The following is a 24,119-nucleotide window of genomic DNA, read 5'->3' as shown; positions in this document are numbered from 1 at the left end:
GTAAACCGGATAAACAGGAAGCGCTTTAGAGAACGCCCGCTGAACGCGGGCGTTGCGATCAGGCAATACGCAGCGTTTCGCGTGTTTTTGCCGGCGTGATAATGACAGGAATGGATTTCGAGGTTGGCGTACCGGTGCCGTCGCCAAAACGCGTCAGCGGAACCAGTGGGTTCGTTTCCGGATAATAGGCCGCCAGGTTGCCGCGCGGGATGTCATAAGCGACAAGACGGAAATCCTCAACGCGGCGCTGCACGCCATCAGTCGACTGGGTTTCAATATCCACCCGGTCGCCATCATTCAGCCCAAGCGCGCGAATATCTTGCGGATGCATAAACAGCACGTCGCGCTGCCCATAAACCCCACGGTAACGGTCATCGAGCCCGTAAATGGTGGTGTTGTACTGGTCATGCGAGCGTAATGTCTGCAGGACAAACGGCGCTTGCGTCTCCGGGCAGACCGACAGCGGCAGGGCGGCGGCGCTGAATTCCGCTTTGCCGGAAGGCGTATTAAAACGCAACTCTGCGGCAGCATTCCCCAGCCAGAAACCACCCGGTTCTTCGCAACGAACATTAAAGTTCTGAAAGCCGGGAATAGTGGCGGCGATATGATCGCGGATCAGGTTGTAATCACCCGCCAGCGCCAGCCAGTCAACCTTGTCACTGCCCAGCGTGGCATGGGCGATGCCAGCGACAATCGCGGTTTCCGAACGCTGCGTGGCGGCCAGCGGTTTACCAATGCCTTCAGAGGCATGCACCATGCTGAAAGAGTCTTCCACGGTGACGAACTGACGCCCGCTTGCCTGCATATCTTCTTCGGTGCGGCCAAGCGTCGGCAGGATCAGTGACTGTTTACCCGGCATTAAATGGCTGCGATTCAGTTTGGTGCTGATGTAGACCGTCAGCCCGCAACGGCGCAGCGCGGTGCAGGTAAGGGGCGTATCCGGCGCGGCGGCGGCCAGATTGCCACCGAGGGCAAGCAGCACTTTCACTTCGTCACGCAGCATTGCCGAAATGGCCTCTACCGTATGATGCCCGTGCTCGCGCGGCGGCTCGAAACTGAAATGGCGGGCAAGGCTGTCGAGCAGGGCAGCAGGCGGTTTTTCGTCAATCCCCATCGTGCGGTTGCCCTGCACATTGCTGTGCCCGCGCACCGGACACAACCCCGCGCCCGGTTTGCCTAAGTGACCGCCAAGCAGTTGCAGGTTGGTGATTTCCCGTACCGTGTCCAGCGAGTGTTTATGCTGGGTAATACCCATCGCCCAGGTACAAATCACCCGTTTTGCGTTCTGCCAGATGGCGGCTGCGTCGCGCAACTGTTGCTGAGTGAGACCGGACTGTTGCTCAATGGTCCACCAGTCGGTGGCATCGATTTGCGCAAACCACGCGTCAATGCCGTGGGTGTGCTGCGCAATAAAGGCATCGTCAAAAATGCTCGCTTCACCGTTAGCCAGCCGCTGGCGCTGCGTTTCCAGCAACGCTTTCGCCATTCCGCGCACCGCCGCCATATCACCGCCGAGATTGGGCTGATAGTAAGAGGAGCTGATCGCACCCGCCATCGGCGTAACCACTTCCAGCGGTTTTTGCGGATCGGCAAATCGCTCAAGACCGCGTTCGCGCAGGGTGTTAAAGGTGACAATGCGCGCCCCGCGATCGGCGGCGTGCCGCAGGCTGTGCAGCATACGCGGGTGGTTGGTGCCGGGGTTTTGCCCAAAGACAAAAATGGCGTCTGCTTTCTCAAAATCGGCCAGGTGAATGGTGCCTTTACCCACGCCAATGCTGCGTTTCAGCCCCGCGCCGCTCGCTTCGTGGCACATGTTGGAGCAATCCGGGAAGTTATTGGTGCCGACCATGCGGCCAAACAGCTGATAAAGCCAGGACGATTCGTTGCTGGCACGGCCGGACGTATACAGTTCGAGCTGATTGGGGTTATCCATTGCCTTAATATGCTCGCCAATCACCGCCAGCGCATCGTCCCAGGAAATCGGTTCGTAGTGATCGGTTTGCGGGTTGTAACGCAGTGGTTCGGTCAACCGGCCCTGGTATTCAAGGAAATAGTCGCTCTGGCGGTTAAGCGCTGTCACGCTGTGTTGCGCAAAAAAGGTGGCGTCAATCTGGCGACGGGTCGCTTCCCAGGTCACGGCTTTCGCGCCGTTTTCGCAAAAACTGAAGGTACTTTTATTGTCATCACCCCAGGCGCAGCCGGGGCAGTCGAAGCCGCGCGCTTTGTTCATGCGCAACAGGTTGCGCATATTTTTCAGCGCGTTTTTACTGTCAATAACGAAGCGCGTTGTCGCTTCCAGCGAGCCCAGACCACCGGCAGCAGCGTGGTAGGGTTTAATAGCGGTTTTGAATTTCATCTCTTCTTCCGGCTGCGGATTGTTACAGCGTTAGTGTAAGTTGCGTAACAACAACCCTTATTCAACAACCTATTTTTATCACACAATTAACGAGCTGTTCACCTGTTGCGCAAACGGAAGAGAAGATAAGCCAGCCGGGATCAACCCGGCATCGTTTTGCGAATCGCCGCTATCAGCGCGTGAGCGGCAGGTGGCAGGGGGCTATCCACGCGGGTGATGATGCCAATCGGATCGCCAATACCGGGTGGCGTAATGGGCAGCGCGACCAGCGAGCCCAGCCGCAAATCATCTTTTACCGCACCGGAAGGGACAAACCACACGTAGTCATATTCCACCGTGAGCTGGCGTGACAGCGACGCGGAAAGCGTCTCCAGGCAACCAGACGGCAGCGCGCAGTTCTGGCTGGCGAGCAGATCCTCTGTGTTCTGCCGTGGCACGGTGCCTTCCGGCAAGACCACCACTGGCCATTCCAGCACTTTGCTTAGCGTGACGGTGGTTTGCAGCAATGGATGTCGCGGGCGTACCACCAGTTTTAGCGACTCGAGAAACAGCAGTTCATAACTCAAGCCGCTCATCAAATCCGGGTCTGACATGCGACCAATGCCCAGATCCAGTTCACCGGATTTCAGCCCGGCGAGGATCATCGGGTTATTGGCGGTGGCAACCTGAATGGTGATATCCGGCTGCTGTTTGTGCAGCTGGCCAATGACCGCCGGTAAGATCCCCAGCGCGGCGGTCGGCAGCGCGCCGATACGGATCAGGTCGTTTTTGAGTTCGGTTTTGTGGCTCAGCGACTGCCCGGCAATGTTAACCGCGTCCAGAACGCGAACCGCGTGGGTAAGAAACTGTTCGCCGACCAGCGTGAGTTGCGCGCCCATGCGGCCACGTTCAAACAGGCGCTTACCGGTGAGTTGCTCGAGTTCGTTGAGGGTTTTCGACAGCGCAGGCTGACTTAAGTTAAGGGTTTCAGCCGCGCGCCCCAAAGTTCCTTGTTGAGCGACGGCAACGAATGTATGCAAATGGCGCAGACGAATGCGCTGTGAAAACAGACCGTTTTTTTCCATAAGATGATGTTAAAAACCGTGCAGAACCGCTGGCAAGTTAAGTTGTTTAATTTTGATAACCAGATAGCAAAATATTATTAACATTTAATCTCTTTGAGTTACAAACGGATTCTGCCCGCAATGTGACGTAACCTGCATGTTGATAAGGGTTTTTGGCGGCGCTGTTCCATAATCTTTCGTTATGTTCGTTACCGCGCGGCGCACGCGCGTTTTCTGCCACGATCACACTTTGTAAATTTCCCATCACGCACGTAAAAAGGCTTCTCTACACTCCAGAGAGAACACACTGGAGGGATTACACTATGGCGTACAGCATCACGGCTGATGAGATTCGGGAACAATTTTCACAGGCGATGTCAGCCATGTACCAGCAGGAAGTTCCACAATACGGCACGCTGCTGGAGCTGGTCGCGGATGTGAATCTGGCGGTGCTGGAGAACAACCCGCGTCTGCATGAACAACTGGCCAACGCCGATGAATTAGCGCGGCTCAATGTCGAGCGTCACGGCGCCATCAGGGTAGGGACGGCCGAGGAGCTTTCTACTTTGCGGCGCATGTTTGCCATTATGGGGATGTTTCCGGTCAGCTATTACGATCTCTCGCAGGCGGGCGTTCCGGTGCACTCCACCGCCTTTCGCCCGATCGAAGACGCGGCGCTGGCGCGTAACCCATTTCGTATTTTTACCTCGCTGCTGCGCCTGGAGCTTATCGAGAACGACACGCTGCGTGATAAAGCCGCCGCCATTCTGGCAAAGCGTGACATATTCACCCCGGCATGCCGCCAGCTGATTGAGTTGCATGAACTGAATGGCGGTTTTACCCCGCAGCAAGCTAAAGCCTTTGTTGAGGAAGCGCTGGAAACGTTCCGCTGGCACCGCCATGCCACGGTGGATGCGCAAACCTATCAGGCGCTGCATGATGAGCACCGCCTGATTGCCGATGTGGTCTGTTTCCCTGGCTGCCATATCAATCACTTAACGCCACGCACGCTGGATATTGACCGTGTTCAGGCGCTGATGCCGGAGTACGGCATAGAACCGAAAATCCTCATTGAAGGGCCACCGCGTCGCGATGTGCCGATTTTGCTGCGCCAGACCAGTTTCAAAGCGCTGGATGAACCGGTGCTGTTTAACGGTGAGCACCAGGGCACGCATACCGCGCGTTTTGGCGAAATCGAACAGCGCGGCATCGCGTTAACGCAGAAAGGGCGCGCACTCTATGATCAACTGCTGACCAGCGCCGGAACCGGCAAAGATAACCTGACGCACCAGTTGCATTTGCAGGAGGTGTTTAAAGCCTTCCCTGACAGCGAGATGCTGCTGCGCAAGCAGGGGCTGGCGTGGTTCCGCTATCGCCTGACGCCAACGGGTGAAGCGCACCGGCAGGCGATTCATCCCGGCGACGATCCCCAGCCGTTGATCGAGCGCGGCTGGGTGGTGGCGCAACCCATTACCTATGAGGATTTTCTGCCGGTCAGCGCGGCGGGGATCTTCCAGTCTAACCTCGGCAACGAAACCCAGGCGCGTAGCCACGGCAACGCCAGCCAGGCGCAGTTTGAGGCCGCGCTGGGTTGCCCGGTGTTCGATGAATTCACACTCTATGCGGAAGCCGAAGCGCGCAGCAAACGGCGTTGCGGTCTGCTGTAAAACAGGTAATCTGCCAGAAATCAGTTATTTCTGGATATTGTTATGGAAAATCCATTAACGCCGCTGGCACACACCCGCCAGGGCAGTGTGCTGGGATGCAGTGAAGATGCCTTTCATGTCTGGCGCGGTATTCCCTTTGCCGCGCCGCCCACTGGTGCGCTGCGCTGGCGCGCGCCACAGCCGCCGCAATCCTGGCAGGGGGTGCGCATCGCCGACACGTTTTCCGCCGCCAGCTGGCAAAACAGTGATTATTGCCAGCAGGTCGGCGGCGGCGATCCGGGGCGTTTCTCCGAAGATTGTCTCTATCTGAATATCTGGTCACCGGCTTCGCGGACAAAACCGCTGCCGGTGATGGTCTGGCTGCACGGCGGCGGGTTTACTATCGGCTCCGGCGGGTTGCCGCCGTATGACGGAAAAGCGCTTGCGGCACGCGGCGTCGTGCTGGTGACGATCAATTATCGCCTTGGCCATCTTGGCTTTTTCGCCCATCCGGCGCTTGAGCAGGAGAGCGGTGAACGTGTCTACAACTTTGGCTTGCTTGATCAGATAGCCGCGCTGCGTTGGGTACAGGAGAATATTGCTGCTTTCGGTGGTGATGCGGCAAATGTGACGCTGTTTGGCGAATCGGCGGGTGCGCGTAGCGTGATGGCGCTGATGGCCTCGCCGCTGGCTGAAGGATTGTTTCACAAAGCCATTATTCAGAGCAGTTATACCTTGCCGGATACGCCGCGCGAAGCGGCGCTGGCAAAAGGTGAAGCGATTGCCGCACATTTTGGCCTGGAAAATGCCAGTGCCGGGCAGCTGCGCGCGCTGCCGGCAGAAGCCTTTTGGCCGCTGGAAGCGCCATTGAAAATTGCGCCTGCGCCCATCGCGGGTGACTGCGTGTTACCGGAACCGATGCTCGATACCTTTTTCGCCGGTCGACAACACCCGTTGCCGGTCATTATCGGGTCGAACAGTGATGAAGCCAGCGTGATGGCCGAGTTTGGCGTCGATCTCGCCGGGCAAATCGAAAAGATGCGCCGCGAACAGCGGCTCGGACTGGGGCTTATCCGCCTGCTTTATCCAGGGGTGAAAGGGGATGCGGAACTGGGTCGCCAGGTGTGCCGCGATATGGCCTTTACCACGCTTGGCCTGGTGGTGATGCAGGCTCAGCAGCGTGTCGGTCAACCCTGCTGGCGTTACTGGTTTGATTATGTTGCCGAAGCGGCACACGACACCTATATCAACGGCGCGTGGCACGGTAATGAAGTGCCGTATGTATTCGACAATCTTATGCTTTCGGAACCGTCCTGCCATTATGTCAACCCGCGCGATCTCGCCTTTGCCGCGCATATTGCTGATTACTGGGTTCGTTTTGCCGCCCAGGCCAGTCGCCGTACAGAAGCGTTACCCGGCCCGGTCAACTGGCTGGCCTGCGTGCGCGGCCGCGATCGGTTGTTACGCATGGGATTGAATAAACATGCAGGATTTCGCCTGGTTAACCGCTTTATGCGTGCCCGTCTGAGCTTCTTTCGCCGGGTTATGCGCCACCATGTGAAGCTTGATTAGCCCCCAGCAACCCCTCTCTGAACGCCGCCAGCCCGGCGGCTTTATTCTCCGTTTCCCGCAGCACCAGGCGGTAACTGGCACCGGTTTTGACACTCTGCGAAAACGGGCGCAGCAAGCGTCCAGCCTCGATATCTTCCGCTACCAGCGTTTCATCGGCGATGGCCATCCCCAGTCCCTGAATGGCGGCGGTAATGGCTAAATCCATGGTGTCGAAGTGTTGATTTTTACTCATGACGGGCTGAAAAACGCTTTGTCTTGCCAGCCACAGCGACCAGTCGGTTTTGTCCCGTGTCGGATGTAATAACGTGGCGGTTTCCAGCGCATTGCGCTGCGCCAGCGCGTGGCTAATCACCGGCGTTAGCGCTTCCTCAAACAGCAGATCCCCGGCGCTTAATTGGGTGCCAAACACAATCGCCGCGTCATAAGGTTCTGTTTTGAAGTTAATGGTGTGATCGGTGGTAGTCGTCAATGCCACCTGTAATTCCGGGTAACGTTGTTCCAGATTCACCAGCCGAGGCACCAGCCAGCGAATCGCACAGGTCGGGGCTTTCAGGCGCACCACCGTTTGTTGCGAGCGCGCCTGGAAGGCGACCGCTACCAGTTGTTCATACGCGCCGCGCAGTTCCGGTAACAGGGCGCTGCCCTGCGGCGACAGGTGTAAACCGCGCGCGTGGCGCTCAAACAGCGGAAAGCCGAACCAGTTTTCCAGCGCGGCGATTTTGCGGCTAACCGCGCCCTGTGTCAGGCACAACTCTTTTGCTGCGTGCGTCAAATTAAGATGGCGGGCGGTGACCAGAAAAGCGTCGATGGCATTGAGCGGCAAAGATCGGGGCGACATGACAACTCCAGCTATGCAATTTATTCATGGCTATTATGACAACAATTCGGTTGTCGGCTCAACAGGGTTTGGTTTGAATGGTTATGCACTTTTTATGTGAAAGGATCAGGCATGACTCTGCGTACCCCGGTGAAAACTCGCTCCAAATTACCCGATGTCGGCACCACCATTTTTACCGTTATCGGCCAGCTTTCCGCCGAACATAATGCGATAAACCTTTCTCAGGGCGCGCCCAACTTTCCTTGCGATCCGCAGCTGATTGCCGGGGTGACGCGCGCCATGCAGGCCAATCATAACCAGTACGCATCAATGACCGGTCTGCACCCGTTAAAAGAGCGGATTGCGCAAAAAATCAGCGAGCTGTACCGCACGGATTACGACGTAGACAGTGAAATTCTTATCACCGCCAGCGCCAGCGAAGGGTTGTACTCGGCTATCAGCGGGCTGGTGCATCCGGGTGATGAAGTGATTTACTTTGAACCCTCGTTCGACAGCTACGCGCCCATTGTCCGTTTGCAGGGGGCAACGCCTGTAGCCATCAAACTGACGGTGCCGGATTTCGCGGTGAACTGGAACGAAGTGCGCGCGGCAATCACACCGCGCACGCGCATGATTATCGTGAACACGCCGCACAACCCCAGCGGGCAGGTGTTTTCCCGCGCCGATCTTGAGCAACTGGCGGCGATCACCCGGCACACCGATATTGTGATCCTCTCCGATGAAGTTTACGAACATGTGGTATTCGACGGCGAGCCGCATCACGGCATGGCAACCCATCCGCAACTGGCGGAGCGCAGCGTGATTATCTCGTCGTTTGGCAAGACCTATCATGTGACGGGCTGGCGCGTGGGATACTGCGTTGCGCCTGCGGAACTGATGGATGAGATCTGCAAAGTACACCAGTTTTTGATGTTTTCCGCCGATACCCCCATGCAGCATGCCTTTGCCGATCATATGCGTGACCCGCAGGGTTGGCTGTCGCTGGCGGCGTTTTACCAGCGTAAGCGCGACCTGCTGCAAACCTTGCTCGCTGAGTCGCCGTTTCGTTTACTACCCAGCGCCGGATCGTTTTTCCTGCTGGCGGATTACAGCCACTTCAGCGATGAAAGCGACAGCGAGATGGTAAAAAGGCTGATTATTGACTGCGGGGTCGCCACCATTCCGTTGTCGGCGTTTTATACCGATGGTACAGATAACAAGTTGATCCGCCTCTCTTTTGCGAAAGACGAGGCAACATTAAGAGCAGGCGCGCAGGCCCTGTGTCGTGTTAAGCCACGCTAAGGAGCGTTAATGATGAAATTTAAAGCACTCTGTCTGGGCATGGGTTTGCTCTGCTCATTCTCCTCGTTTGCCGAAAACGCGCTGCGTTACGGCGTGGAAGCGGAATATCCCCCGTTTGAAAGCCGCAACGCGTCAGGCGAACTGGAAGGTTTTGATATCGAACTGGGAAACGCTGTCTGCAAAGCGGCGCAACTGAAATGTAGCTGGGTGGAAACCTCGTTTGACGCCTTGATCCCAGGGCTGACTGCCAAGAAATTCGATGCCATCAACTCGGCGATGAACATTACCGAACAGCGGCGTAAAAGCATCGATTTCACCCAGCCGATTTATCGCATTCCATCACAACTGGTCGGCAACAGTGGCGACGGCATGGAAGCGACCGCCGAGGGGCTGAAAGGCAAAACCATTGGCGTGTTGCAGGGATCAATTCAGGAAACCTACGCCAAAGAGCACTGGGAAAAGCACGGTGTCACGGTGGTGTCGTATAAAGATCAGAATATGGCGTGGGGAGATTTGCTGAACGGCCGCATTGACGCCTCACTGGTGATGTCGGCGGCGGGGCAGGCAGGTTTCCTCAGCAAGCCGCAGGGGAAAGGGTTTGGCTTTATTGGCAAACCGGTATCGGACGATACGATCCTCGGCAGTGGTATCGGTTTCGGGCTGCGTAAAGGTGATGAGGCCACCAAAAAGCAACTTGATGCCGCCATCGATAAAATCCGCGCTGATGGCACCATCAAAAAACTGGCGGAGAAGTACTTCCCCGGCATTGATGTTAGTGTCAGCGCAAAATAAAGCATGACCACTCTGGCGCCTGCCGTTGATGTCCGGCAGGCGCTTTTTTATTTCCGCCGCAAACGCCCACCGTTATACAGATCTTTACGCCGCTTTCGGGCTGCTCTTATCGACAGAAAATATTTCATGTTTCGTTCATATATTCGGCAGCCAACAATTGGATTCTCAATGAATTTTGTCTAGAGTGATGCGTTCATTAATGAACGCTTTTGCCGCTGTTTCGCGCCATCGCGAAATGCCATTTGACGACCAGAAGGACGTGTTACCAGGCATGAACCGCAGACGATTTATTCAAGCATCCATGGCCCTTGCCGCAACTTACGGCACCACCGGTGTTGCATCGCTCTTTTCCCGCGCGGCGTTCGCGGCGGAAACGGACATCGCCGATGGCCAGAGCCGCCGTTTTGATTTCTCCGTGCTGCAGTCCATGGCGCACGATCTGGCGCAACAGCAGTGGGGCGGCGCGCCTAAAGCGCTTCCCAATACGCTGGCGAACCTGACGCCGCAGGCTTACAACAGCATTCAGTACGATGCGCAGCACTCGCTGTGGAACAATGTTGATGGCCGCCTGCTGGACGTGCAATTTTTCCACGTCGGCATGGGGTTTCGCCGCCGCGTTCGCATGTTCTCCCTTGACCAGGAGACGCACCAGGCGCGTGAAATTCACTTCCGCCCGGAGCTGTTTAACTACCACGACGCGGGCGTCGATACCAAACAGCTGGAAGGGCAAAGCGATCTTGGTTTCGCCGGTTTCCGCGCGTTTAAAGCGCCTGAACTGGCGCGCCGCGATATCGTCTCGTTCCTTGGCGCAAGTTATTTCCGCGCGGTAGACAGCACCTTCCAGTACGGTCTTTCCGCACGCGGCGTGGCGATTGATACCTTTACCGATACGCCGGAAGAGTTCCCGGATTTCACCGCCTTCTGGTTTGAGACGGCAAAACCCGCCGACACCACCTTTACCGTTTATGCGTTGCTCGACAGCCCGAGTATTACCGGGGCGTATAAGTTCGTGATCCACTGCGAAGAGAGCCAGGTGATCATGGATGTCGATAACCGCCTGTATGCGCGCAAAGACATTAAGCAACTGGGTATCGCGCCGATGACCAGTATGTTCAGCTGCGGTAATAACGAACGCCGCGTCTGCGATACCATTCATCCGCAAATTCATGACTCCGATCGTCTGGCGATGTGGCGCGGGAACGGCGAGTGGATCTGCCGCCCGCTGAATAACCCGCAAAAATTGCAGTTCAACGCTTATCAGGATGAAAACCCGAAAGGGTTCGGCCTGCTGCAACTCGATCGTGATTTCTCCCACTACCAGGATGTGATGGGCTGGTACAACAAACGTCCGAGTCTGTGGGTGGAGCCGCGTAACAAGTGGGGCAAAGGGGCGGTTAGCCTGATGGAGATCCCGACCACCGGCGAAACGCTGGATAACATTGTCTGCTTCTGGCAGCCGGAAAAACCGGTCAAAGCGGGCGATGATTTTGCCTTCCAGTACCGCTTGTACTGGAGCGCGATGCCGCCGGTGCGTTCTCCGCTGGCCCGCGTTTACGCCACCCGTACCGGCATGGGCGGTTTCCCGGAAGGCTGGGCGCCGGGCGAACACTATCCGGATAAATGGGCGCGTCGTTTCGCCATTGATTTTGTTGGCGGTGACCTGAAAGCGGCCGCGCCGAAAGGCATTGAGCCGGTCATCACGCTTTCAAACGGGGAAGCGAAACAGGTTGAGATCCTCTATGTCGAACCGTTTGACGGTTATCGCATTCTGTTCGACTGGTATCCGACCAATGATTCCACCGATCCGGTAGACATGCGTCTGTTCCTGCGCTGCCAGGGCGACGCCATCAGCGAAACCTGGCTTTATCAATACTTCCCGCCCGCGCCGGACAAACGTAACTACGTTGATGACCGCGTCATGCGCTAAACCCACTTCGCCCCCGTCAGGGGGCGAATGCTTTATGGAGCCGCAATGGACGATACCGTTATACCGGTGCATGACCATCTCACGCTGCATGCCGCCGACGAGCGGTTTGTGCACGATCTGCACCAGTTAATTGTCAAAAACCGCGACTGGCTACAGCAGTTTCTCAACTGGCCGAAGTCGGTCACGTCCGTTGATGACACCCGTAAAACCGTGCAGAGCAATATACTGTTGCACCAGCGCGGCTACGCCAAAATGTTCATGATTGTGCGCGACGATGTGCTGGTGGGCGTGCTGGCGTTTAACGCGATTGAGCCGTTAAACAAAACGGCTTATATCGGCTACTGGCTGGATGAGGAGTGCCAGCGGCAGGGGATATTGTCTCAGGCCATGCAGGCAATGATCGATTTTTATGCCCGCCGCGGCGATATCCGCCGCTTTGTCATCAAATGCCGGGTGGCGAATCATGCCAGCAATCAGGTTGCCGGGCGCAACGGCTTTACGCTCGAAGGCTGCCTTAAACAGGCGGAGTTTCTCAACGGCAGCTACGACGATCAGAATATCTGGGCGAAGATCGTCGATAAGGCCTGATCGCGCTAACTGGTGGCCTGCGACACCGCTTTGCGCAGGCCGTTTACCGCCGGTGAGTTCATCGGTGTGACCAGCGCGTAGTTGTAGTGATCATCACTCCAGTACTGCGCCATCACATCTTCGGCCTCGCGTTCCCCGTGAGGGAGTTTGACCGGGCTTAACGGGCGGATATACCAGCCGACCCGCGTTCCGTTCCTGTCCTGATACATAATCAGCGCCGCCGGGCCTTGCGCGGTGGCGATAAGCCGCGCACCGGATAAGGTGAAACCATACTGTTCGAGATTCGGCGGCTGGTTACCGTTAATAAAATACCGGGCGACCCAGCGGGTGAGTTCGGTTTGCTGGCTTGCCACCACATCCATTGGCGTGACGGCGGCATTATCAAAAAGTTTATAAGCCTGAACCGCGTCCTCCATCGGCTGATGAGTCATTAACATCTGCGACTCTTTCAGCTCCCAGCCCGTATAACCGCCCACGCTTAACGCCAGTACCAGCGCGAACGCGGTGGCCAGTTTCCACTGTCGCTGCTGGCGTACCTGGCGGCGTAAATAGTGTGGCTCCGGTTTTTCCAGGGCGATAGTTTGCTGGCTCATGGCCTGGCGGAGTTGCTGCGCGTCACGCCGCCAGCCTGCAACCTGCGCGGCGGCATCGGGGTTTTCTGCCAGATAGCGCTCGATACGCGCTGAGGTCGCCTCATCGGTTTCGCCATCCATCCAGGCATGCAGATCGTGTTCATCCGGTGGCAACGTCATTTCAGTCTCCTCAGCGGCAGCGGCGCTGCCGTACCGTCTAATTTCTCATGTAGCAATTTACGTGCGCGCGACAGGCGCGACATCACGGTGCCGGTCGGGATATCGAGCGTTTGGGCGACTTCTTTATAACTCAGCCCTTCAATGCTCACCAGCAACAGAATGGCACGATAATCGGTCGGCAGCGTGGCGAACACCGCCAGCGTATCATCCGCCATGACCAGTGACTCGGTTGACGCGCCGGTGGTCTCCTCGCCAGTGAAAAAGGCGAGGATTTTCATATACCGCCGCTTACGCCGCTCGCCGTCAATAAATTGACGGTAAAGAATGGCGAACAGCCAGGCGCGCAGGCTCCGTTCGCCATCACTATTTGGGCTACGCGTCAGCGCTTTCATCAGGCAGCTTTGCACCAAATCTTCCGCGCTGTGCGGGTTGCGGGTTAGCCACAGCGCAAAGCGTTGCAAATGTGGCATCACCTGACGAATCTCATCATCAGTCAGTTGCATAGCTTGCCTTCATCGCTTGCGGGTTCCCGACATACTTTCAAAAACGCCATCGCGGAGCACGAGGGCATGAAACAGTGCGGCGGCCAGATGCAGCATCACCGTTGCGAACAGCGCCAGCGCCACCAGGGAATGCAGTGGCCGCAGTAGCGCGTAAGTATCATTATTCACCGGCAGGACGGGCGGTAACACCCAACCGGCGACAGTCACCGGATAGCCCGCTGCCGAGAGCATTCCCCAGCCAATCAGCGGTTGCGCAAGCATCATGGCATAGAGCGCCCAGTGTGAAAGATGCGCCATGGCGCGTTGCCAGCCCGCAAGCGTCGCCGGTAACGCCGGCGTGGCAGTATAAAACCGCAGCCACAGACGAACCAGCACCAGCACAAAAATCATCAAACCTAGTGGTTTGTGGATCGACACCAGCAAACTGTGCAGGGATGAGACGGTGGAAACCATCACGACGCCGATAAACAGCATCGCGATGATCGCCGCCGCCATTAACCAGTGCAGCACGCGCAGCGCCGGGTGGAAATAGGCAACCTGTTTCATAAATGAGCTCCAGCCTGGGCGGATTGTTCACGGGTGCGCGCATTGTAAGATTTAGCATAAGCCGCAGAACGCGCATTGAGTAACGGATCGTCGGAGGCGGCAATGCCATCCGGCAGGATCAGCGGATCGTAATTGATGTCATTGCATGGCCCGTTTTGCTGTTCGGTTGCCCGGGTAAGAACCAGCGTTCCGGCGTTGATGGTTTGCCGGTCGGCCGGCCAGACTTTCGCCGCATTGCTGCCATCATCACCCGGCTGGGCGACGGTGATCAGCAGATCCCATTTCAGTGGCCCCTGCGCCAGACGCTGTTTGAGATCCGTTTGCAGGAAATTTTTATCACGTTTTTCGTCGGCGCTGATGGGCTGATAATCGGTGTGCGGCACCATGCTCCAGCGCACCAGATGCGCGACATCTGCTTTATCCATAAACCGGAATGCGTTCAGGCTGTTAAACCGATCGCTGGCCCAGCTCGACGAAGGCACATTCTGTTTTGCCCATGCCAGAAACGGCGCGACCTCCGGGTTCTTTTGCACGAAGGCTTTGAATTTCCCGGCATCCGGTTTGCCGGTTGCCGCATCGGGCAGCGAGGCAACCTGTAATTCATAGAATTGCTCAACGGTGGAGACCGGGAAGAAGGGCATTGCGTTCATGCCGGTGCGCCACTGTTCACCGTTTGCTAACTGAAACGCCAGCGCCAGACTGCGCACAGGCACAGCATAATCCGGCGCGGCGGGATTTCCTCCGGCGATGGCAAAACGCCCGGTTACTGGCGTTTCTCCGACAGCAAATACCGAGGCGCGCGATAGCGTGCTGGCATTACCGTTAGAGATAAAACTGCCCGTAACGCAGAGCCCTTTGGCGTGATTTCGCCGATAACCCGGATGCTCTCCGCCCGCTTGTTGTAAGACATTAACCAGTTTATCTGCGCTCAGGCGCGCAGGAGTTAACCAGCCTCCGCCCCACAGAAACAGTACAATCAACACCAGCGGAACAAATGCGATTGCCGCAAGGCGTGCAAGGATCTGGCCGGTCGTAAAAGGAGTGTTTGTCATAGTCGCTCACCTGCTAATCATGAGCGGATAAGACGAAGCAACGGCGGGTTTATTCCACACGAAAGAAAAAATTTTTTGTGAAAAAAACCTGCAACAGAGTGTTCGTTGCAGGCCCGGTGTTATCAGGGATGTCTCGTCGCAAAGCGAGTGGCAAAGGTGCCGTCTTTGCCGCCAGCCGGGTGACGGCCGCTACGGATTACAAAAACTGCGCAAAGGTTGTTGAAGCGAAAATCCTGTAGCCTGGCAGGAGGAAAGTGAACAGAACAGGGGGTTCGTTTTCTCCGCCGGGTGCCTCATAAACCACCTGCAACAATATGAAAAGTTGCGGATAAACGACGTCGGCTTTGATAACAGACAAGCAACTTATAAAGAGCCAACCAGCGGCGTGCGGGTAATGTGCTGCGTGTCGTTAATCACTTTCGGCCCGCGTAACAGAATGCTTTCGCCTTCCTGCGCCTCGACGACCGCATCGCCGTAAATTTCAATCTGATGCTCGATCAGCACATTACCGTGAATGCGCGCATTGCCCTGAATCACCACTTTTTCATCCAGCTGCAATGGCCCGCCGCGTAGCCAGGCGCGACCGCCTACCAGCACGTGGTGTTTTAAAATACAGTTGCCTTCAACGACGGCGTTTTCGGCTACCTGCGAGCTGTAGCGAATGGTCGGGATCTCATCGTCAAGCGTCCCGGCGACCACGCGTGCGGCGCCATACACTTTGGCGCAGTCGCACACCCAGACATCATTGAGCTCGTTGCCTTCGAGCAGGGCGAAATCAAAGACTTCGGCGCGGTGTTCAATAAAGGCGTAATTGACGATGGCATCGCCATAAATTTGCGCCTGATGCACCACGCGCGAATGGCTGACGGTGGCGCGATCGTAAATCTGCAAAATCTGTTCGTTATCCAGCGTTAAACCTTTCGCGGCAATGATGTCGCAGCCGCTGAGAATGCGCGCATCGCCGCGTAAATGACATCCACCGCGCACCGTAGAGGCCTGAACGGTGACGTTGTCACTTAATTGCGCGCCGTGGCTTATCTCACTGCCGTCAACCCAGGCGTTATCCGCAATCATGACATCGTGGCAAATCACGCACGGCTGGGTGATCCGCGCATTGCCACGCACTGCGCTGCCAAGAAAAACCATGCTGTTTTCATCGTAAATCCAGCAGTTTCCTTGCTGATCGAGCACGTTTTCATTATCGACCCAGCCACCGGCGCTGCCCGCCACAACATCGTTGAAATCGCGCAGGGCAATAATCTGGCGCAGGGCGACGGATCGCTTCTCGCCGCCAATCTGGTAATGCATTGTCCGTTGCTCATCACTGAGCCGATACTTATTCATGCTACATTTCCCCCATCTGCCTGAGTTAAACGTAGCAAATTTTACGCCGCTGGCTATCCGCCAGCGAAACCAATAAAATGCACAAAAAATGCAACTTATAAATTCGCGACGTATTGAGGAACAGCATGACCACCCGCACTGATAACTACTTTACTGAAAAATACAGCATGACTCCGACCCATTCGGAAGTGCTTAACGCCATGAATTATGTCCAGCCGGGTAAAGCACTGGATCTCGGCTGCGGTAATGGCCGCAACAGTCTGTTTCTCGCCAACCGGGGTTTTAATGTCACCGCGTGGGATAAAAACCCGAACAGTCTGAGCAACTTACAAAATATTCGTGAAACAGAAGGGCTGGAAAACTTACATATTGAGGCGGTTGATCTCAACCATCTCAGTTTTGACGGCGAGTACGATTTTATTCTCTCGACCGTAGTGCTGATGTTTCTGGAAGCGAAAACCATCCCAGGGCTGATTGCCAATATGCAGCGCTGCACCAAACCCGGCGGCTATAACCTGATTGTCGCGGCAATGGACACGGCAGATTTCCCGTGCACGGTCGGCTTCCCGTTTGCTTTTAAAGAGGGGGAGTTGCGCGATTACTACGCCGGTTGGGAACTGCTGAAATACAACGAAGAGGTGGGTGAACTTCACCGCACCGATGCCAACGGTAACCGCATCAAATTACGTTTCGCCACGATGCTGGCACGCAAATCCGCGTAACTTATCCTGCTGCGGCAGTAAAAGCGCCGGAAGCCGGCCTCCGGTTTTTTTACTGCCAGCCCTCCGTATTTCTCTTTCAATCTCTACTGCGCCACTTCCCGCTATTCGCCGGGTAAATGCCTCCTGCAAAGGGTTGAAGGATTACAGTGATGAATTGTCATCGCATGGGTAGCAAATGCCGGATTACAAGGCCATCCGGCAGGTTAGATCGGACTATCATTACGGGGTGAACGCCGTTCCGACGCCATCCCCGGTCTGTTTTAACGCGCCGCCAGCAGGCAAAGTTGTAGCGCAACGTTATAAGAGGCTTCGAAAGCGCGTAGCGGCAGGAACTCAAAACGCGAGTGGAAGTTATGCGCGCCGGTGAAGAAATTTGGCGTCAGCAAACCCTTAGCAGAAAGCGCCGCACCGTCGGTGCCGCCGCGCATCGGCGTCGGTTTTGGCGTGATCCCCAGTGATTCCATGGCTGTGAACAGTAAATCAATCGCCCGGCGATCTTCGCCAATCGCGTTACTGATATTGCTGTAGGTATCGCTGATGCTGTACTCCACTTTCGCGGTGGGATACTGAGCCGCAATTTTTGCCGCAACATCGGCAATTTGCTGTTTGCGTTTAGCAAAACTCTTACTGTCGAAATCACGAATGTTGGCGTTCAGCGTCGCGTAGCTCTGCACGGCATTGATACCGTTAAACCAGATATAACCTTCGCGTCCTTCCGTGTGCTCCGGCGTTTGTTGACGATCAAAGTGGCTGATGTAATCCATCGCCATTAACAGCGGGTTCACCAGCACGCCTTTCGCCGACATCGGGTGCGCGGTCACCCCGGTAAACTGAATTTGCGCGCTGGCGGCGTTAAAGTTCTCGTAAACGATTTCGCCCAGTTCGCAGCAGTCGATTGTCCAGGCAAAATCAACATCAAAACGCGCTAAATCCAGCGCCTTCGCGCCACGCAGGCCCACTTCTTCATCGGGTACAAAAGCCACCACGATATCGCCGTGACGCTGTTCTGGCGTCAGGTTTTCCAGCAGCGTCATCACCACGGTAACCGCGGCTTTGTTATCCGCACCGAGTACGCTGGTGCCGTCACTGAAGATTATCTCCTCATTCGGATAAGCGAGGATCTCCGGATGCTCATCAACGCGCAGCCAGATATCCTGCGCGCGGTTCAGGCAGAGATCTTGCCCCTCAAAGCGCAGGATCTGCGGATGAATATGCGGGGATAAACCGACGTCCACGGTGTCGATATGGGTGATAAAACCGATACGCGGCGCACCGGGAACATTGCCTTTTTTGACGGCGGTGACGGTCGCGTGATCGTCAATAATGATCTCTTCAAGACCCAGTGTTTTCAACTCGTTAGCCAGTTCACGCGCCATATCAAACTGCCCGACGGTGGTGGGTAAAGTGGTGGCCGCCGGATCGCTTTGGCTGGTGATGCTGAGGTAGCGAAAGAAGCGATGCGTTAATTGACTGGAGAGCGACGACGTCATAGTGATTCCTTCTTTATTCGAATTATCAGGTGTTTGCAAATTCACTTTAATGTTATTTATGAGAGGGCAAACAACAAGCCTTTACAATAAAACAACAGGAAAAACTATGATTAGCAAACCGACAACACTTGCTCTGGCGTTGGCCGCGATGATAGTGAGTTCTTCTGTGGCGGCGAAAACGCTGGTCTATTGCTCGGAAGGCTCGCCGGAAAATTTCAACCCACAACTCTATACCTCGGGCACCAGCGTGGATGCCAGCGCGGTGCCGGTCTACAACCGGCTGGTGGATTTCAAAGTGGGCACCACGCAACTGCAACCCAGCCTCGCGGAAAGCTGGGATGTCAGTGAAGACGGCAAGATTTACACCTTCCATCTGCGCAAGGGGGTGAAATTCCAGAGCAATAAATACTTCACGCCAACGCGCGACTTCAATGCCGATGATGTGATCTTCTCGTTTATGCGGCAAAAAGACGCCAGTAATCCCTATCACAATGTCTCTAATGGCACTTACTCGAACTTTGAAAGCCTGGAGTTCGGTTCGCTGATCACCGCGATTGATAAACTCGACGACCATACGGTGCGCTTTACGCTGGCGCACCCGGAAGCGCCGTTTGTCGCCGATCTTGGCTGGTATTTTGCGTCGATCCTCTCAGCGGAATACGCCGATGCGATGTTAAAGGCAGGAACCCCGGAACGTGTCGATATGGATCCGATTGGCACCGGTCCGTTCCGCCTGGCGCAGTACCAGAAAGATTCGCGCATTCTGTTTACCGCGTTCGACGGCTACTGGCAGGGCAAAGCCAAAATTGATCGTCTGGTCTTCAGCATCACGCCGGATGCGTCCGTGCGGGTGGCAAAACTGGAGAAAAACGAGTGCCAGGTCATGCCATTCCCCAATCCGGCAGATTTACCGCGCCTGAAAGAGAATAAAGACATCACGCTGATGAGCAAAGCCGGGTTAAACACTGGGTTCCTGTCGTTCAATACGCAAAAAGCGCCGCTGGATAATGTCAAAGTGCGCCAGGCGCTGGCGATGGCGATCAACAAACCGGCGATCATTCAGGCCGTGTTCCAGGGGACGGGCACCGCAGCGAAAAACCTGCTGCCGCCGGGCGTCTGGAGCGCGGATAGCGAACTGAAGGATTACGACTACGATCCGGAAAAAGCCAAAGCGCTGCTAAAAGAGGCCGGATTTGCACCGGGAACAACCATCGATTTATGGGCCATGCCAGTGCAACGCCCCTATAACCCGAACGCCAAACGGATGGCCGAGATGATCCAGGCGGACTGGGCGAAAGTGGGCGTGCAGACCAAAATCGTCACTTACGAGTGGGGCGAATACCTGAAACGGGTGAAAGGTGGCGAACACCAGGCAGCCTTGATGGGCTGGACCACGGCGACCGGCGATCCGGATAACTTCTTTGGCCCGCTGTTTACCTGTACCTCAGCCAATGGCGGCTCTAACTCGGCGAAATGGTGTTACGCGCCATTTGACAAAATTATCGCCGAAGCGAAAGCCACGACCGACCATGAAAAACGCGTCGCGCTGTATAAAGAGGCGCAGCAAATGATGCATGATCAAATGCCGGCGGTAATGATTGCCCATTCAACGATTTTCGAACCGGTACGCAAAGAAGTGCAGGGCTACGAAATCGACCCGTTTGGCAAACATATTTTCTGGCAAGTAGATCTGAAGAAATAGCCATCAATGGGCGAGCGAACCCTGTACGTTAGCGGTTTGCTCGTCCATTTCTCTGCGCGTTAACCATGAGGGTATCGGCGTTGTCAACGCTGTCGTTTTTCCCCCCCACAAAACGCCGCTGCGTTTGCTATACCTTAAGAGCAATTCCGCACTCACAGGGACATCCTCATGCGTACTCATGCATTGGTTAGCGTTGCCGTCTTTTCCGGCCTGCTGGCGTTATCAGGCTGCGCGTCAAAAGTGACGCAACCGGAAAAATACTCCGGGTTTCTAAAAGATTATTCAGGGCTGCAGGAAACCACTTCCGCCACCGGTAAACCGGTACTTCGCTGGGTGGCGCCGGGTTTTGATCCAGCGAAATACGACAGTATTGTCTACCACCCGGTGGTCTATTATCCGCTGGCGAAACCTACCAGCCAGGTAAATCAACAGGTGCTGGATGGCGTTCTCAACTACACCAACAGCAAATTGAAAGCTGCCGCCGCCGCGCGTAAACCGCTGGTGACATCGCCAGGCCAGCACAGCCTGATTTTCCGCGGGGCGATAACCGGCGTGGACGCCAGCAAACAGGGATTGCAGTTCTATGAAGTGGTGCCGGTGGCCATGGTCGTGGCGGGAACGCAGATGGCAACCGGCCATCGCACGATGAACACGCACCTCTATTTTGAAGGCGAGCTAATTGATGCGCAGACCAATGCGCCGGTACTGAAAGTGGTGCGCCAGGGGCAAGGGAAAGATGTGAATAACGAAAATGCGCCGGTCACCGTCGACTCTCTGAAACAAGTTATTGACGATATGGCGACCGACGCGACGATGTTTGATATCAGCAAGCGTTAGCTTTTCGCCGTGTTCCGCGCCCGCCCAGCCAGGTTTCCGGGCGGGCAAACATCACCAGATTGCCGGTAAGGATCAGCAGTAAACCGGCAACGCCATTGAAATGCCAGATATAGCCCTCGAAAAACGTCGAAACCGTCAGCGCAACCAGCGGAAACAGCAGGGTGCTGTAAGCCGCTTTGCTGGGGCCAATGCGCCCGACCAGCGTAAAATACGCGCCAAAGCCAATCACCGATCCGAACAGCGCCAGGTAGACCAGCGCGCCGAGGTAACTGGCCGTCCATTGCGGGGTGAAATCGTCACCGCGCAGCAGGCCAATCGCTCCCATAATTAACGTTCCATAAAGCATCGCCCAACTGTTGGTGGTGATGGTTTCCAGCCCTTTGCGCTGATGGCGGAGGCTTATCATATTGCCAAACGAGAAACCCAGCGTGCCCAGCGCCGACAGGCCAATCCCCATCAGCAACGTTATGCTCCAGCCGCTGGTGACCAGATCCTCCCAGAACAGCGTCACAATCCCCGTCAGGCCGAGGAGCGCCGCGACAAAAAAGCGCGCCGGTGGCTTTTGACCAAAAAAGAGATAGCTGTTTACCGCGTTAAATAACACCGCCATGGAGAAGATCACCGACTCCAGCCCGGTGCTGATCCACGCCGCAGCGGTATAGAAGCACCAGAAGTTAAAACCAAACACGCAGCAGCCCTGGAGCAGGCAAAACAGATGATCGCGCAGCGGCAGGGCGCGCAACTTACGCTGCGCCAGCAGTACCAGCATCATTGCCACTGTGGCCAGTGCAAAGCGCCAGAAGATCGACACCGGCGCGGCGACCGGCCCTTGTTGTAGAAAAATCGCAATCCAGGTTGTCCCCCAGATAACCACCACCAAACCGTACAGCAATGCGTTCATATTGAGTTCCAGTGCGTAAAACGAATGCTGAGTGTGGCAAAACCGCAACGCAGGCGATTGCACCGGTTTGCGCCGGACTTGCATATTCTTGCGCTTTTCTTTACACAACGCTGGTATCCGCTGCCAGCTATTCATAGACTGGGGTTCTGGTGAATTTATGATAATTTCCGTGAATGTCTGAACACTACGAAGCCTTTGAAAACTTGAGTAAACACAACGCCGTATTGCACAACTCGGTGGCGCTGCACTCTGGCATTCAACTGGCGGCCTGGTCGAACAAACGCGACAACATCACCCAATATTGCAATCACCATACCCTGAGTTTGTACGTTGCCGACGGCTATGAGAGCTATCACAAAACCGCCTACGGCTGGAAAAATGGCGGCGGGCCGGATCGCTTTTGCCTGATGCCGAAAGAGAGCGAATCGGTGTGGGATATCCGCGATACGTTGTCTTTTGTCCACCTTTACTGCACCGATGAGCACCTGCGTGAAGTGGGTGAGCAGGTGTGGGATCGCAGCCCGGCATCGTTTACGCTGGATGAGAAAACATTCTCCCAGGATGCGCGTATCACCGCGCTTTATCGCCAGTTTTTGCTCGGTTGCGACTGGCAGCAAAACGCCAACCAGTTAACGCTGAGTACCGCATCGACGCTGTTACTGACGCACCTGGTGCAGCACTACAGTAACGTGCAGTGGCAACTGCCGACCGTAACGGGCGGCTTAGCGCCCGTGGTGCTTCGCACGGTGCTGGAGTATATCGATGCGCATCTGGCAGAACCGCTGCTGCTGGCGGATCTGGCCGCGCAGGCCGCGCTGAGCGAATACCATTTTGCCCGCATGTTCCGCCAGTCAATGGGCGTGGCGCCGCACCAGTTCGTGATGCAACGGCGCATGGCGCGGGCGAAAGATCTGCTGCTTCATAGCGATCAGCCGCTGACCACCATTGCGCTGGCCTGCGGTTTTAACTCGGCCAGCCACTTCAGTAACCGCTTCAAAGCGGCGAAAGGCATTACGCCCTCGCAGTTACGCGCGTCGCGCTAAGCGTAATGCGCTGTAGCAAATCCCGCCGATCGCTAAGCCCCAGAATGCAGAACCAATCCCCAGTAGCGTGACGCCGCTTGCGGTAACCAGAAAGGTGACCATCGCGGCATCGCGATCGCGTTCGGTGATCAGCGCCTGGTGCAGGCTGCCGCTCATCGTGCCCAGCAGTGCCAGCCCTGCCAGCGTCTGGATCCAGCTTAATGGCAAGGCGGTGAGCAGCGAGGTTATCGAGCCGCCAAACAGACCGGCTAGCAGGTAAAACACCCCGGCTGCCGCCGCGGCCAGCCAGCGTTTTTCCGCCTGCGGGTGAGCATCCGGACTCTGGCAAATCGCCGCCGTGATGGCGGCAATACAAATGGAATAGACACCAAACGGCGAGAACACCAGTGCCAGCGCGCCGGTAAAAATAATCAACGGTGAAACCGGCACGTGGTATCCCGCCGCCTGCATCGTGGCAAAACCGGGCGCATTCTGTGAGGCCATCGTTACCAGAAAGAAGGGTATACCGATGCTCACCAGCGACGACCAGTGAAATTCTGGCGCGATATAAGTCGGGGCAACGACCGCGATAGTGATTTTTTGCGTGACAACGTCACCGCTTAGCCACGCCACCAGCCCCCCGACCAGAAGTGTGGCGACAATGGCATAGCGCGGTACCAGCGCTTTGCAGATAAGCCAGGCCAGCAGCATGCTGCCACACAAGACGAAATGCCCCTGAATATTGCTAAACGCCTGCAAACCGAAGCGCAGCAAAATGCCCGCCAGCATGGCCGCGGCCAGCGTGTGGGGAATGATTTTCATCAGCCTGGCGAACAGCCCGGTAATGCCACACAGGACAATTAATGCATTGGCAAAGATAAATACGCCCACTACTTCATTCAGTGAAACCCCTTGTAAGCTGGTCGCGAGCAGCGCGGCGCCTGGTGTTGACCAGGCCGTAAGCACCGGCATGCGATACCAAAGACTTAACACCAGCGTGCTGATGCCCATACCCAGACCGAGCGCGGTCATCCAGCCGGCGATTTGCGTGGCAGTTGCGCCCGCCGCCGAGGCCGCTTGCCAGATAATGGCGGCGGAGCTGGCATAACCGACCAGCACCGCGACAAAGCCAGCCAGCAGGCTGGAAAAAGGCAGGGCAGACGCGCGAGAAAAGGTGGCATGCGACATGAAATAATCCTTGTGCG

The 24,119-nt window shown here is 56.1% G+C and carries 21 protein-coding genes; 10 read left to right on the top strand and 11 right to left on the bottom strand.

Annotation, left to right across the window (positions count from 1 at the left end; genetic code table 11):
• Positions 1-58: 58 nt before the first annotated feature.
• Together O3S68_RS06095 and O3S68_RS06090 are read right to left on the bottom strand one after the other, a co-directional pair.
• On the bottom strand, positions 59-2,356 hold the full coding sequence (locus tag O3S68_RS06095; RefSeq protein WP_269231049.1) for an FdhF/YdeP family oxidoreductase: 2,298 nt from the start codon (positions 2,354-2,356) through the stop codon (positions 59-61).
• A gap of 140 nt (positions 2,357-2,496) precedes the next feature.
• Entirely contained in the window at positions 2,497-3,420 is a 924-nt protein-coding gene (locus O3S68_RS06090) for a LysR substrate-binding domain-containing protein (protein WP_016495954.1), read from the bottom strand.
• Positions 3,421-3,722: 302 nt separating this feature from the next.
• Here O3S68_RS06090 and hglS point away from each other — a divergent pair, with 302 nt between their 5' ends.
• Both hglS and O3S68_RS06080 read left to right on the top strand, forming a co-directional pair.
• Complete coding sequence (gene hglS / locus O3S68_RS06085; protein ID WP_016495955.1) at positions 3,723-5,066, top strand: 2-oxoadipate dioxygenase/decarboxylase HglS; 1,344 nt, start codon at positions 3,723-3,725, stop codon at positions 5,064-5,066.
• A gap of 42 nt (positions 5,067-5,108) precedes the next feature.
• Positions 5,109-6,617 (top strand): carboxylesterase/lipase family protein, encoded by a 1,509-nt coding sequence (locus O3S68_RS06080; protein ID WP_269231048.1) that lies wholly within the window; start codon positions 5,109-5,111, stop codon positions 6,615-6,617.
• On the opposite strand, the gene O3S68_RS06075 is transcribed toward O3S68_RS06080, so the two are convergent.
• Positions 6,589-7,455, bottom strand: a complete 867-nt coding sequence (locus tag O3S68_RS06075; RefSeq protein WP_269231047.1) for a LysR family transcriptional regulator — start codon at positions 7,453-7,455, stop codon at positions 6,589-6,591. The two genes, O3S68_RS06080 and O3S68_RS06075, sit on opposite strands and share 29 nt — an antisense overlap.
• A gap of 111 nt (positions 7,456-7,566) precedes the next feature.
• On the opposite strand from O3S68_RS06075, the gene O3S68_RS06070 reads away from it, so the two are divergent.
• From O3S68_RS06070 to rimL, 4 genes are all read left to right on the top strand, one after another.
• Positions 7,567-8,736 (top strand): pyridoxal phosphate-dependent aminotransferase, encoded by a 1,170-nt coding sequence (locus tag O3S68_RS06070; protein WP_269231046.1) that lies wholly within the window; start codon positions 7,567-7,569, stop codon positions 8,734-8,736.
• 12 nt (positions 8,737-8,748) lie between these two features.
• Positions 8,749-9,528 (top strand): transporter substrate-binding domain-containing protein, encoded by a 780-nt coding sequence (locus O3S68_RS06065; RefSeq protein ID WP_269231664.1) that lies wholly within the window; start codon positions 8,749-8,751, stop codon positions 9,526-9,528.
• Between the two features lie 271 nt (positions 9,529-9,799).
• A complete protein-coding gene (locus O3S68_RS06060) occupies positions 9,800-11,455 on the top strand; it encodes a glucan biosynthesis protein D (RefSeq protein WP_044489646.1) in 1,656 nt (551 codons plus the stop codon).
• A 45-nt stretch (positions 11,456-11,500) separates the two neighbouring features.
• The gene (rimL, locus tag O3S68_RS06055; RefSeq protein WP_269231045.1) at positions 11,501-12,043 is read left to right on the top strand and encodes a 50S ribosomal protein L7/L12-serine acetyltransferase; all 543 of its coding nucleotides are present in this window, start codon (positions 11,501-11,503) and stop codon (positions 12,041-12,043) included.
• Between the two features lie 5 nt (positions 12,044-12,048).
• On the opposite strand, the gene O3S68_RS06050 is transcribed toward rimL, so the two are convergent.
• From O3S68_RS06050 to ydcK, 5 genes are all read right to left on the bottom strand, one after another.
• Positions 12,049-12,795: an anti-sigma factor family protein gene (locus O3S68_RS06050; RefSeq protein ID WP_016495962.1), complete on the bottom strand. Its 747-nt coding sequence runs from the start codon at positions 12,793-12,795 to the stop codon at positions 12,049-12,051.
• Complete coding sequence (locus tag O3S68_RS06045) at positions 12,792-13,298, bottom strand: RNA polymerase sigma factor (RefSeq protein WP_269231044.1); 507 nt, start codon at positions 13,296-13,298, stop codon at positions 12,792-12,794. The genes O3S68_RS06050 and O3S68_RS06045 overlap by 4 nt, the downstream gene beginning before the upstream one ends.
• A 9-nt stretch (positions 13,299-13,307) precedes the next feature.
• Entirely contained in the window at positions 13,308-13,844 is a 537-nt protein-coding gene (locus O3S68_RS06040) for a cytochrome b (protein ID WP_016495964.1), read from the bottom strand.
• Positions 13,841-14,896: a catalase family peroxidase gene (locus O3S68_RS06035; RefSeq protein ID WP_269231043.1), complete on the bottom strand. Its 1,056-nt coding sequence runs from the start codon at positions 14,894-14,896 to the stop codon at positions 13,841-13,843. Before O3S68_RS06035 ends, O3S68_RS06040 begins: the two co-directional genes overlap by 4 nt.
• A 363-nt stretch (positions 14,897-15,259) precedes the next feature.
• A complete protein-coding gene (gene ydcK, locus O3S68_RS06030) occupies positions 15,260-16,240 on the bottom strand; it encodes a YdcK family protein (protein WP_269231042.1) in 981 nt (326 codons plus the stop codon).
• A 125-nt stretch (positions 16,241-16,365) separates the two neighbouring features.
• Here ydcK and tehB point away from each other — a divergent pair, with 125 nt between their 5' ends.
• The gene (gene tehB / locus O3S68_RS06025; RefSeq protein ID WP_269231041.1) at positions 16,366-16,962 is read left to right on the top strand and encodes a tellurite resistance methyltransferase TehB; all 597 of its coding nucleotides are present in this window, start codon (positions 16,366-16,368) and stop codon (positions 16,960-16,962) included.
• Positions 16,963-17,222: 260 nt separating this feature from the next.
• Here tehB and pepT read toward each other — a convergent pair whose 3' ends face one another.
• Positions 17,223-18,452: a peptidase T gene (gene pepT / locus O3S68_RS06020; RefSeq protein WP_045508192.1), complete on the bottom strand. Its 1,230-nt coding sequence runs from the start codon at positions 18,450-18,452 to the stop codon at positions 17,223-17,225.
• Positions 18,453-18,558: 106 nt separating this feature from the next.
• Here pepT and O3S68_RS06015 point away from each other — a divergent pair, with 106 nt between their 5' ends.
• Positions 18,559-20,154, top strand: coding sequence for an ABC transporter substrate-binding protein (locus O3S68_RS06015; RefSeq protein WP_016495969.1), 1,596 nt, complete (start codon positions 18,559-18,561; stop codon positions 20,152-20,154).
• Positions 20,155-20,322: 168 nt separating this feature from the next.
• Complete coding sequence (locus O3S68_RS06010; protein ID WP_016495970.1) at positions 20,323-20,991, top strand: DUF3313 domain-containing protein; 669 nt, start codon at positions 20,323-20,325, stop codon at positions 20,989-20,991.
• Here the strand turns inward: O3S68_RS06010 and O3S68_RS06005 are convergent.
• Positions 20,978-21,892: a DMT family transporter gene (locus tag O3S68_RS06005; RefSeq protein ID WP_097406676.1), complete on the bottom strand. Its 915-nt coding sequence runs from the start codon at positions 21,890-21,892 to the stop codon at positions 20,978-20,980. The two genes, O3S68_RS06010 and O3S68_RS06005, sit on opposite strands and share 14 nt — an antisense overlap.
• Before the next feature lie 173 nt (positions 21,893-22,065).
• Between O3S68_RS06005 and O3S68_RS06000 the strand changes: the two genes are divergently transcribed.
• Complete coding sequence (locus tag O3S68_RS06000) at positions 22,066-22,935, top strand: helix-turn-helix transcriptional regulator (RefSeq protein WP_045508204.1); 870 nt, start codon at positions 22,066-22,068, stop codon at positions 22,933-22,935.
• Here O3S68_RS06000 and O3S68_RS05995 read toward each other — a convergent pair.
• Positions 22,918-24,102, bottom strand: coding sequence for a benzoate/H(+) symporter BenE family transporter (locus O3S68_RS05995; protein ID WP_269231040.1), 1,185 nt, complete (start codon positions 24,100-24,102; stop codon positions 22,918-22,920). The genes O3S68_RS06000 and O3S68_RS05995 overlap by 18 nt on opposite strands.
• Positions 24,103-24,119: the final 17 nt, after the last annotated feature.

Source organism: Kosakonia sp. SOY2 (assembly GCF_027109175.1).
Taxonomy (GTDB): domain Bacteria; phylum Pseudomonadota; class Gammaproteobacteria; order Enterobacterales; family Enterobacteriaceae; genus Kosakonia.
Note: the sequence above shows the minus strand (reverse complement) of the source record. Positions and strands in the feature narration are given on the sequence as shown.

Excerpts from the sequence above, each read along its gene's own strand:
- O3S68_RS06015 (WP_016495969.1), top strand. The coding sequence starts at position 18,559 with ATGATTAGCAAACCGACAACACTTGCTCTGGCGTTGGCCGCGATGATA.
- O3S68_RS06000 (WP_045508204.1), top strand. The coding sequence starts at position 22,066 with ATGTCTGAACACTACGAAGCCTTTGAAAACTTGAGTAAACACAACGCC.
- O3S68_RS06065 (WP_269231664.1), top strand. The coding sequence starts at position 8,749 with ATGAAATTTAAAGCACTCTGTCTGGGCATGGGTTTGCTCTGCTCATTC.
- O3S68_RS06095 (WP_269231049.1), bottom strand. The coding sequence starts at position 2,356 with ATGAAATTCAAAACCGCTATTAAACCCTACCACGCTGCTGCCGGTGGT.
- tehB (WP_269231041.1), top strand. The coding sequence starts at position 16,366 with ATGACCACCCGCACTGATAACTACTTTACTGAAAAATACAGCATGACT.
- O3S68_RS06075 (WP_269231047.1), bottom strand. The coding sequence starts at position 7,455 with ATGTCGCCCCGATCTTTGCCGCTCAATGCCATCGACGCTTTTCTGGTC.
- hglS (WP_016495955.1), top strand. The coding sequence starts at position 3,723 with ATGGCGTACAGCATCACGGCTGATGAGATTCGGGAACAATTTTCACAG.
- O3S68_RS06090 (WP_016495954.1), bottom strand. The coding sequence starts at position 3,420 with ATGGAAAAAAACGGTCTGTTTTCACAGCGCATTCGTCTGCGCCATTTG.
- O3S68_RS06070 (WP_269231046.1), top strand. The coding sequence starts at position 7,567 with ATGACTCTGCGTACCCCGGTGAAAACTCGCTCCAAATTACCCGATGTC.
- pepT (WP_045508192.1), bottom strand. The coding sequence starts at position 18,452 with ATGACGTCGTCGCTCTCCAGTCAATTAACGCATCGCTTCTTTCGCTAC.
- O3S68_RS05995 (WP_269231040.1), bottom strand. The coding sequence starts at position 24,102 with ATGTCGCATGCCACCTTTTCTCGCGCGTCTGCCCTGCCTTTTTCCAGC.
- O3S68_RS06045 (WP_269231044.1), bottom strand. The coding sequence starts at position 13,298 with ATGCAACTGACTGATGATGAGATTCGTCAGGTGATGCCACATTTGCAA.
- O3S68_RS06080 (WP_269231048.1), top strand. The coding sequence starts at position 5,109 with ATGGAAAATCCATTAACGCCGCTGGCACACACCCGCCAGGGCAGTGTG.
- O3S68_RS06040 (WP_016495964.1), bottom strand. The coding sequence starts at position 13,844 with ATGAAACAGGTTGCCTATTTCCACCCGGCGCTGCGCGTGCTGCACTGG.
- O3S68_RS06060 (WP_044489646.1), top strand. The coding sequence starts at position 9,800 with ATGAACCGCAGACGATTTATTCAAGCATCCATGGCCCTTGCCGCAACT.
- O3S68_RS06010 (WP_016495970.1), top strand. The coding sequence starts at position 20,323 with ATGCGTACTCATGCATTGGTTAGCGTTGCCGTCTTTTCCGGCCTGCTG.
- rimL (WP_269231045.1), top strand. The coding sequence starts at position 11,501 with ATGGACGATACCGTTATACCGGTGCATGACCATCTCACGCTGCATGCC.
- O3S68_RS06050 (WP_016495962.1), bottom strand. The coding sequence starts at position 12,795 with ATGACGTTGCCACCGGATGAACACGATCTGCATGCCTGGATGGATGGC.
- O3S68_RS06035 (WP_269231043.1), bottom strand. The coding sequence starts at position 14,896 with ATGACAAACACTCCTTTTACGACCGGCCAGATCCTTGCACGCCTTGCG.
- ydcK (WP_269231042.1), bottom strand. The coding sequence starts at position 16,240 with ATGAATAAGTATCGGCTCAGTGATGAGCAACGGACAATGCATTACCAG.
- O3S68_RS06005 (WP_097406676.1), bottom strand. The coding sequence starts at position 21,892 with ATGAACGCATTGCTGTACGGTTTGGTGGTGGTTATCTGGGGGACAACC.